Raw genomic sequence first — 7333 nt, 5'->3', positions numbered from 1 at the left:
CAGGTAATTAAGACCGGAATTGATTTGCTGAACACCAAGGCCCAGGGAGGTTGCAATACCAAAGAGTGTGGCAAAGACGGCAATGATATCGATGAGGTTACCAATCCACCCATTGACTTTCTCCCCAAGAATTGGATAGAGGGTATAGCGTATGCTCAAGGGTTTTCCGTAGCGATACGCCATCAGCGCCAAGGCCAGAGCCACGATGCAGTATATGGCCCAGGCGTTCAGCCCCCAGTGGAAATAGGCCAGCCGCATGGCGACGTCTGCGGCTTCTCCGTTTCCTACTGCAGAAGAGAACGGGGTCCCATGGGAAAGATGCATGATCGGCTCGGCGATCGACCAGAAGATGATGCCGATTCCCTGGCCGGCGGCGTACAACATGGCGAACCATGTGAAGTAGCCGAATTCCGGCTTTTCATGCTCCTGACCCAGCTTCAGGCTTCCGTACTTACTGAATGCCAGCCCGAGGAGAAAGATCAGAAAGCTGGCTGCCAGGCCGACATACCACCAGTTGAAATAGAAGGTGACGTAGGTTCTCCCCCTGTCGATCAGCTCGGTGGTCGCCTGAGGGAAGAGGATGGCGAAGGAGATGAAGGCGACCATCAAGACAACGGACACCAGCGTTACCAGTGGGTTTACCCCCCTGAAGGGGCCTGAATGCAAGACCATGATCGGCCTCCTGGGCAGATTGTTCTTATAGGCAAGTAGGGGGCGGTTACGCCCCCTTTAATGCTTACTTGATAATGTTGTGCTCCGGCCCATACGGGAACCCGGTGATGTTCTCGGCTCCGTGCTCGTTCACCACCAGGATATCGTGCTCGCGATAGCCGCCGGCTCCCGCACGACCTTCCGGCACCATGATCATCGGCTCCATGGAGACCACCATATTGGGTTCGAGTACGGTCTCGATGTCCTCGCGCAGTTCGAGGCCCGCCTCACGACCGTAGTAATGGCTCAGGGTGCCGAAGGAGTGGCCATAGCCGAAGGTGCGGTACTGGAGCAAGTCATGCTTGGCAAAGATCTCGTTGAGCTCGTGGGCGATATCGCAGCAACGAACGCCGGGCTTGATCAGTTCCTGCCCCCGCCGGTGGACCTCGCAGTTGGCCTCCCAGAGTCGCAGGTGCTCGTCTGAAGCGTGCTCGCAGAACAGGGTGCGCTCGAGGGCCGTGTAGTAACCGGAAATCATCGGGAAGGTGTTCAGGCTCAGGATATCCCCGGGCCGTACGCGACGGCTGGTCACCGGGTTGTGGGCACCATCGGTGTTGATCCCCGACTGGAACCAGACCCAGGTATCCATCAGTTCGCTGTTCGGGTAGGTCTTGGCAATCTCCCGCACCATGGCCTGCTGGCCGGCCAGCGCCACCTCATACTCCGGGATCCCAGCAGTAATGGCGTCACGCACGGCCACACCACCCACGTCGGCGATGCGAGCGCCCTGGCGAATCAGTGCAATCTCTTCGGCCGACTTGATCATGCGCATCTTCATGGTGGGCACGCCGATGTCGACCAGCTCCACCTCGCCAAGCGCGGCCAGCAGCTTCTGCTGGTTCTGCAGGGTCAGATGATCGAACTCGACGCCGACACGCTGCTTGCCCTCACACAGTTGCCTGACGGCCTTGAAGAAGTTGTCCTTCTGCCAATCGGTGTAGACGATGTTGTCGCCCAGGCGGTTGCGCCGATAGGGCTGGCCACCATCGATATTGGCGGTTACGGTGGTAAAACGATCCTGGGTCACGATCAACCCATAATCACGGCCGAACTTGCAATAAACGAAGTCACTGAAGTAGTTGATGTTGTGATAGGAAGTGAGCACCACGGCATCGACTTGATTTGCCGCCATGTACTCCCTTAGCCGAGAAAGACGCGCCTGCATCTCGGCATCTGAAAACGTCGGCATGACCTTGTCGCCGTTGGGAATTTCGATTAATGATGGGAGTTGCATCTTGTTGTCTCCTTCGTATTTCAAGCGACATGTGTCGCGGGTTTTGAACCGACTCTTATCGTCATTCCGGTCTCGCTTTCCTCACGCAGCTCGCCGAACTGCATGATGGAAAACCGATATCTCTCTTTTAGGATCTTGACCATGCTCATGACATGGTTGAACTCTTTATCTTCGGCAAGAAAGTCAATGCCGAAAATTCTCATGCCAAGGCAGGTCACCTCATAGGTTTCCACCACGCGCAAAAAAAGGGTGACACTGCGCTTCAAGTCACTGGCGTCTTTTGAATCCTCGGAGTCAGACACCACTCTCAGTACTAGCCGCCAATGTTTCATTCGCGCTCTCCATCCGTCATTGAGGAATATGGCCAGCCGGGTTCGACAACACCAATGACTAGTGCAAATAGAGGCATTGGCGACGGTAATGCCCGCGACAGCAAGGGCAGAACTGCCTGATGAAATGAGGTAAAGGACGGGCGAAGGAAGGCCCGAACAGTTCATGATTAGACTGTTCGGGTCAGAAGCAGGAGGTGGACGGCCAAGGGGGTAGCTGGCCTTTCAGCCCCCGGTCATGTTCATGAAGCGGACGACCTGGACGTCGCCGTCGGTGGTGAAGTGATGACGCTCGGGCTTCTTCTGCATGGCGGCGACGATGGCGCCCTTGAGCCGTTCGAGGTCGCCGGGGTGGCGGCGCATCACGGCGCGCAGGTCGACCGAGTGTTCGTTGCCCAGGCACAGCAACAGGCGGCCCTCGGCGGTGACCCGCACGCGGTTGCAGGCGGCACAGAAGTTGTGGCTGTGCGGCGAGATAAAGCCGACCCGGATGTCCGAGTCGATCATCCGAAAATAGCGCGACGGCCCCAGGGTAGTCTCGGTGGTGGGCAGCAGCGCGTGTCGCGCCTCGATGACATCACGCACCATATCGCTGGAACAGAAGGTCTCGGCGCGGTCGTGGCTCATGTTCTGGCCCAGCGGCATCTCTTCGATGAAGCTGATGTCCACTTGCTCCCGGCGGGCGAAGTCGACCAGGTCGAGGATCTCGTCGTCGTTGCGCCCCTTGAGGATCACCGCGTTGAGCTTGATGCGCTCGAAACCCGCTTCGCGGGCGGCGCGGATGCCGTCGATGACCCGGGCGAGGTCGCCCGTGCGGGTCAGGGCACGGAAGCGTTCGGGCTTGAGCGAATCAAGGCTGACGTTGAGCCGTTTGAGCCCGCCCCGATACAGGGCGCGGGCATGCTTGGCGAGCCCGGCGCCGTTGGTGGTCATGCCGAAGTCGCGCAGCCCAGGCAGTGCGCCGAGTTCGGTCACCAGGTCCGCGATGCCGCGGCGAACCAGCGGCTCGCCACCGGTGAGGCGAATCTTCTCCACGCCGAGCTCGACGAAGGCGCGCGACAGCGTGGCCATCTCTTCCAGGGTCAACAGCCGTGCGCGGGGGAGGAACGTCATCTCCTCGGCCATGCAGTAGACGCAGCGAAAGTCGCAGCGGTCGGTGACCGACAGACGAACGTAGCGCACGGTGCGGCCAAAGCCATCGATCAGGCTCATGCGTTCTCCTCGGCGCTTGCTTCGACATGAGCCGCGGCACCCATCGGCAGGCGGGCAATCAGCTCGCCGACCTGCTCGGCCACCTCGCTGACGGTCTCGTCGTCGTAGCTCTGGCCGCGGCGCTTGCGAAAGCCCTGCTCGTAGAGCTTGACGTGTTCGGTGGGGCTCACCCCGGCGTTGGCCAGGCAGTGGGTGACGCAGTGCATCTGGCAGCCGTCGATGGCGACGATCGGCCGGCCGGCGCGGGCGATGCGCACCAGTCCCGGCACGCCGCCGCCCACGCCGGAGATACAGGACATCTCGGCGACACCGCTGTGGTCGAGCCTCACGGCGACGTCGTTGGCCAGCTGCGCCACGTCGGAGCAGCCGGAGCAGGAGTAGACCAGGGTGCGGGGTTTGTTAGCGGTTCGGGACATGCAGCCTCCCTTGGCGTTATCCAAAAAGTGCCTGCGCTCGGTCGTCCGCTTACCGCCCTGGCAGCGGCAAGCTAGTCGTCGGCCAGCATGGCGTCGCGCAGTTTCTGTTCGTCGAGCACCGTCAGGCGCTGGCGGTCGATGCCGATCACGCCGGTATCGCGCAGCTTGGCCAGCAGCCGCGACAGGGTCTCCGGCGTCATCGCCAGCTGGGCGGCGAGCCAGCGCTTGGGAATCGACAGCCGCACCACCCGCGGGCTCTTGCTGCGGCCCGGCGGCAGCTGACGCAGGATGTAGCTGACCAGCCGCGACATGGCATCGGCCTGGGTCAGCAGCGCCAGGTCCTCGAGGCGCTCAGTGAGCTCCAGCGCCAGGCGGCTCATGAACTCGGCGCGGCAGGCCGGCTGACGGTCCATGATCTCGCGGCAGCGCTTGGCGGGAATCGCCAGCACGTGGGTGCGGCGCAGCGCCTCGGCGGAGTAGAGATAAACGCCGGCGCTGGAGACCATGCTCAGCTCGCCCAGGGTGCCACCGCGCTCGACGCAGCGAATGGTGGCCAGGCGGCCGTCGCCGGCACCACGCGCCAGGCGCACCGCACCGTTGATGACGATGTAGAGCCAGTGGGCCGGGGAATCCTGGCGGAACAGCCACTCTCGGGTCTTGAGCGTCTTGAGTTCGGTATCTTCGAGCAGCTCGGTGACTTCATCATCGTTCAATTCGCCCAACCAGGGCACGCCATGAACCAGCTCGCGGAGCTGCTTGGGCTTGAACAGCAGGTCAGTCGACGAACTGTCCGGCGGGCAGATAGTGGTATTCATGACCTTCCTCCACGTCGGTATCGGCGGCCATCATCAGATAGCCGTGCGCTTGGCTGGCGGCATGCAGCATGTGGGAGCCCTGCCCGCCGGACAGCAGGGCCAGCGGTTGGTCACCCTGCCAGTCGATGACGACACGCAGCAGCTCGCGCCGCCCCGGACTACCCCGCCGCGAGAAACCGGCGCGGACGCGATATTGCTGTAGCGGCCCGACGTTGCGGCCCTGACAACCCTGCACGAAGGGCCTGGCCAGCAAATGCCAGCCCACCAGCGAGGCCACGGGGTTGCCCGGCAGGCCGATCAGCGGCACGCCCTCGGTCGAGCCGTCGTCCAGGTAGCCGAAGGCAAACGCCTTGCCCGGCTTGATCGCCACCCCATGGAACCAGAGCCCACCCAGCGCATCGAGCACGGGCCGCACATGGTCCTCCTCACCCACCGAGACGCCGCCGGTGCACACCACCAGATCGGCGCCATCGCGGGCGGCGGCGAACGCCTCCCGCAGTGCCTGGGGATCGTCGGCGATAATGCCGAGATCCCACACCGCGCAGTCGGCCCGCTCCAGCAGCGCCTTCAGCATCACCCGGTTGCTGTTGTAGACCCGGCCGGGGCCGAACGGCTCGCCCGGCTCGATCAGCTCGTCACCGGTGGAGATCAAGGCCACCTTGAGGCGCGGCAGTACCGGCACCTCGGCGATACCCTGGCTCGCCAGCAGCGCCAAGGCCGCGGCGTTCAGGGTCCAGCCCGCCGGTAGCAGGGGATCACCTGCGCGATACTCCTCGCCACAGCGGCGAATGTTGGCACCGAGCTTCGCTTCGCCGACGACATGCACCCGCCCCGCCTCGTCCAGCTGCACCCGCTCCTGGGGCACCACGCAGTCGGCCCCCTCGGGCACCGGCGCGCCGGTGAAGATCCGCGCACAGCCGCCCTCGGGCAGAATCGCAACACCGGCCCCCGCCGGCACTCGCAAGACGACGGGCAAGCCGGTATCGCTGAGTTCCGCCAGCCGCAGGGCGTAGCCGTCCATCGCGCTGTTGTCGACGCCGGGCATGTCGAGCTTCGCCTCGATGTCCCGCGCCAGTACTCGGCCGGCGGCCTGCTCCAGCGTCGCGAACTCCTCGCCGCGCACGGGCTCGGCCGCGACGATCATGCGCGCCCTCGCCACGTCCAGGTCGAGCAGACCCTTGGCCAGCGTGCCACAGCTCATGCGCGCACTCCTTGACCACGATCAGGCATTGTCTGCGTTTCTCGAGAGCCGCACTGCTGCTGTTCGGTCATCACCATGGCGACGAAATTGCACGGCCGGGTGCGCGCATCGAGCTGGCTGGCCAGTATGCCGTCCCAGGCGGTGGCGCAGGCCTTGGGCGAGCCGGGCATGGCGAAGATCAGGGTGCGGTTGGCCACGCCGCCCACCGCCCGCGACTGCACGGTGGAGGTGCCGATGCTGTCGAAAGAGAGCTGGCGGAACAGCTCGCCATAGCCGTCGATCGCCCGGTCGAACAGCGGTGTCAGCGCCTCGGGCGTGGTGTCGCGTGCAGTGAAGCCGGTGCCGCCGTTGACCAGGACCACCTGGATGTCGTCGCGCACCACCCACTTGGAGACGACGGCACGAATGCGATAGATGTCGTCGGGCACGATGCGCCGCTCCACCAGCGCATGGCCGGCCTCGGAGAGGCGCTCGCTGAGCAGGTCGCCGCTGCCGTCGCGGTCGAAGCCGCGGGTATCGGAAACAGTCAGCACGGCGATGCCGAGCGGCATGAAACGGGCGTTGGCGTGGACGTGGGTCATGGATTTCTCCTATTGCATCAGGCTGCCGGCAGCATTGTCATCGAGTTCAATACCCTCGACGCCGATCTCCTCTTCCAGCGCCAGCAGGTAGTGGCGCAGGGCGCGACGGGTGGCCTGTTCGCGCAGGGTGTGCAATACACGCTCGGCCACCTGCTCGAAGGGCAGGCGCTGGCCGCCGCTGCGCTGGTCGATGCTGACGACGTGCCAGCCGTAGCGCGAGGCCAACGGGCGGTCGTGCAACCCTTCCGGCAGGTGCTGCAGCGCGCGGTCGAGTTCGGCCACGGTCTGCCCCGGCGCCAGCCAGCCCAGCTCGCCGCCCTCGCTTTTCGACGGGCAGTTGGAGTGGCGCATGGCAAACTCGGTGAAACGCTCGGAAATGCGCTGGAGTTCCTCGATCAGCGTCTCGCCCAGGCGGTACTGGGCATCGCGCGCTTCGGCATCGTCGGGGGCGGCGGCGAGCAGGATATGGCGCACGGCAATGCGGGTCGGCTCGCTGAAGCGCTCGGGCTCGGCGTCGAAGAAGCGGCGGCAGGCCGCCTCCTCGGGCTCCGGCACCTCCAGTTCCCGCTCCAGCAGGGCGGCAATGGCGGCGTCGTTGTCGCCTTCGTCGTCGGTATCGGCGACCAGACCGAGCTCGACGGCGCGCTGGCGCAGCAGCTCGCGCACTACCAGGGCGCGGGCGGCCGAAAGCTTCGCCTCGTCGGCGGTCGCCGCCGGGTGGTACTGCATCTCGCGGGCGATGCTGTCCTCGTCGATGGCCTTGCGGCCGACCTTGATGGGCGGTGGAACGGCACGGCCCGGCAGCTGTTCGATCTCGATCATTTGCATGGTGAT

Annotated in this window: 9 protein-coding genes; all 9 read right to left on the bottom strand. The window is 64.2% G+C overall.

All coding sequences use genetic code 11. The features are described from left to right. A partial coding sequence (locus HBJ55_RS13845) for a BCCT family transporter (protein ID WP_206022612.1) occupies positions 1 to 672 on the bottom strand: 672 nt, incomplete at its 3' end. A gap of 64 nt (positions 673 to 736) precedes the next feature. Beyond that, complete coding sequence (locus HBJ55_RS13840; RefSeq protein WP_167115918.1) at positions 737 to 1945, bottom strand: M24 family metallopeptidase; 1209 nt, start codon at positions 1943 to 1945, stop codon at positions 737 to 739. A 20-nt stretch (positions 1946 to 1965) separates the two neighbouring features. After that, positions 1966 to 2277 (bottom strand): hypothetical protein, encoded by a 312-nt coding sequence (locus tag HBJ55_RS13835; RefSeq protein ID WP_167115915.1) that lies wholly within the window; start codon positions 2275 to 2277, stop codon positions 1966 to 1968. 222 nt (positions 2278 to 2499) lie between these two features. Further along, positions 2500 to 3486, bottom strand: a complete 987-nt coding sequence (moaA, locus tag HBJ55_RS13830; protein WP_167115912.1) for a GTP 3',8-cyclase MoaA — start codon at positions 3484 to 3486, stop codon at positions 2500 to 2502. Further along, positions 3483 to 3902, bottom strand: coding sequence for a putative zinc-binding protein (locus HBJ55_RS13825; protein ID WP_167115909.1), 420 nt, complete (start codon positions 3900 to 3902; stop codon positions 3483 to 3485). Before HBJ55_RS13825 ends, moaA begins: the two co-directional genes overlap by 4 nt. Before the next feature lie 71 nt (positions 3903 to 3973). Further along, complete coding sequence (locus tag HBJ55_RS13820) at positions 3974 to 4717, bottom strand: Crp/Fnr family transcriptional regulator (protein WP_167115906.1); 744 nt, start codon at positions 4715 to 4717, stop codon at positions 3974 to 3976. Continuing rightward, positions 4677 to 5918: a molybdopterin molybdotransferase MoeA gene (locus tag HBJ55_RS13815; protein ID WP_167115903.1), complete on the bottom strand. Its 1242-nt coding sequence runs from the start codon at positions 5916 to 5918 to the stop codon at positions 4677 to 4679. Before HBJ55_RS13815 ends, HBJ55_RS13820 begins: the two co-directional genes overlap by 41 nt. Beyond that, entirely contained in the window at positions 5915 to 6499 is a 585-nt protein-coding gene (gene moaB, locus HBJ55_RS13810) for a molybdenum cofactor biosynthesis protein B (protein WP_167115900.1), read from the bottom strand. The genes HBJ55_RS13815 and moaB overlap by 4 nt, the downstream gene beginning before the upstream one ends. A 9-nt stretch (positions 6500 to 6508) precedes the next feature. Continuing rightward, complete coding sequence (locus HBJ55_RS13805; RefSeq protein ID WP_167115897.1) at positions 6509 to 7327, bottom strand: peptidylprolyl isomerase; 819 nt, start codon at positions 7325 to 7327, stop codon at positions 6509 to 6511. Positions 7328 to 7333: the final 6 nt, after the last annotated feature.

This window comes from Billgrantia bachuensis (genome assembly GCF_011742165.1).
GTDB classification, from domain to species: domain Bacteria; phylum Pseudomonadota; class Gammaproteobacteria; order Pseudomonadales; family Halomonadaceae; genus Halomonas; species Halomonas bachuensis.
The sequence above is the reverse complement of the archived record's forward strand: the minus strand, read 5'-3'. Positions and strand labels throughout refer to the sequence as shown.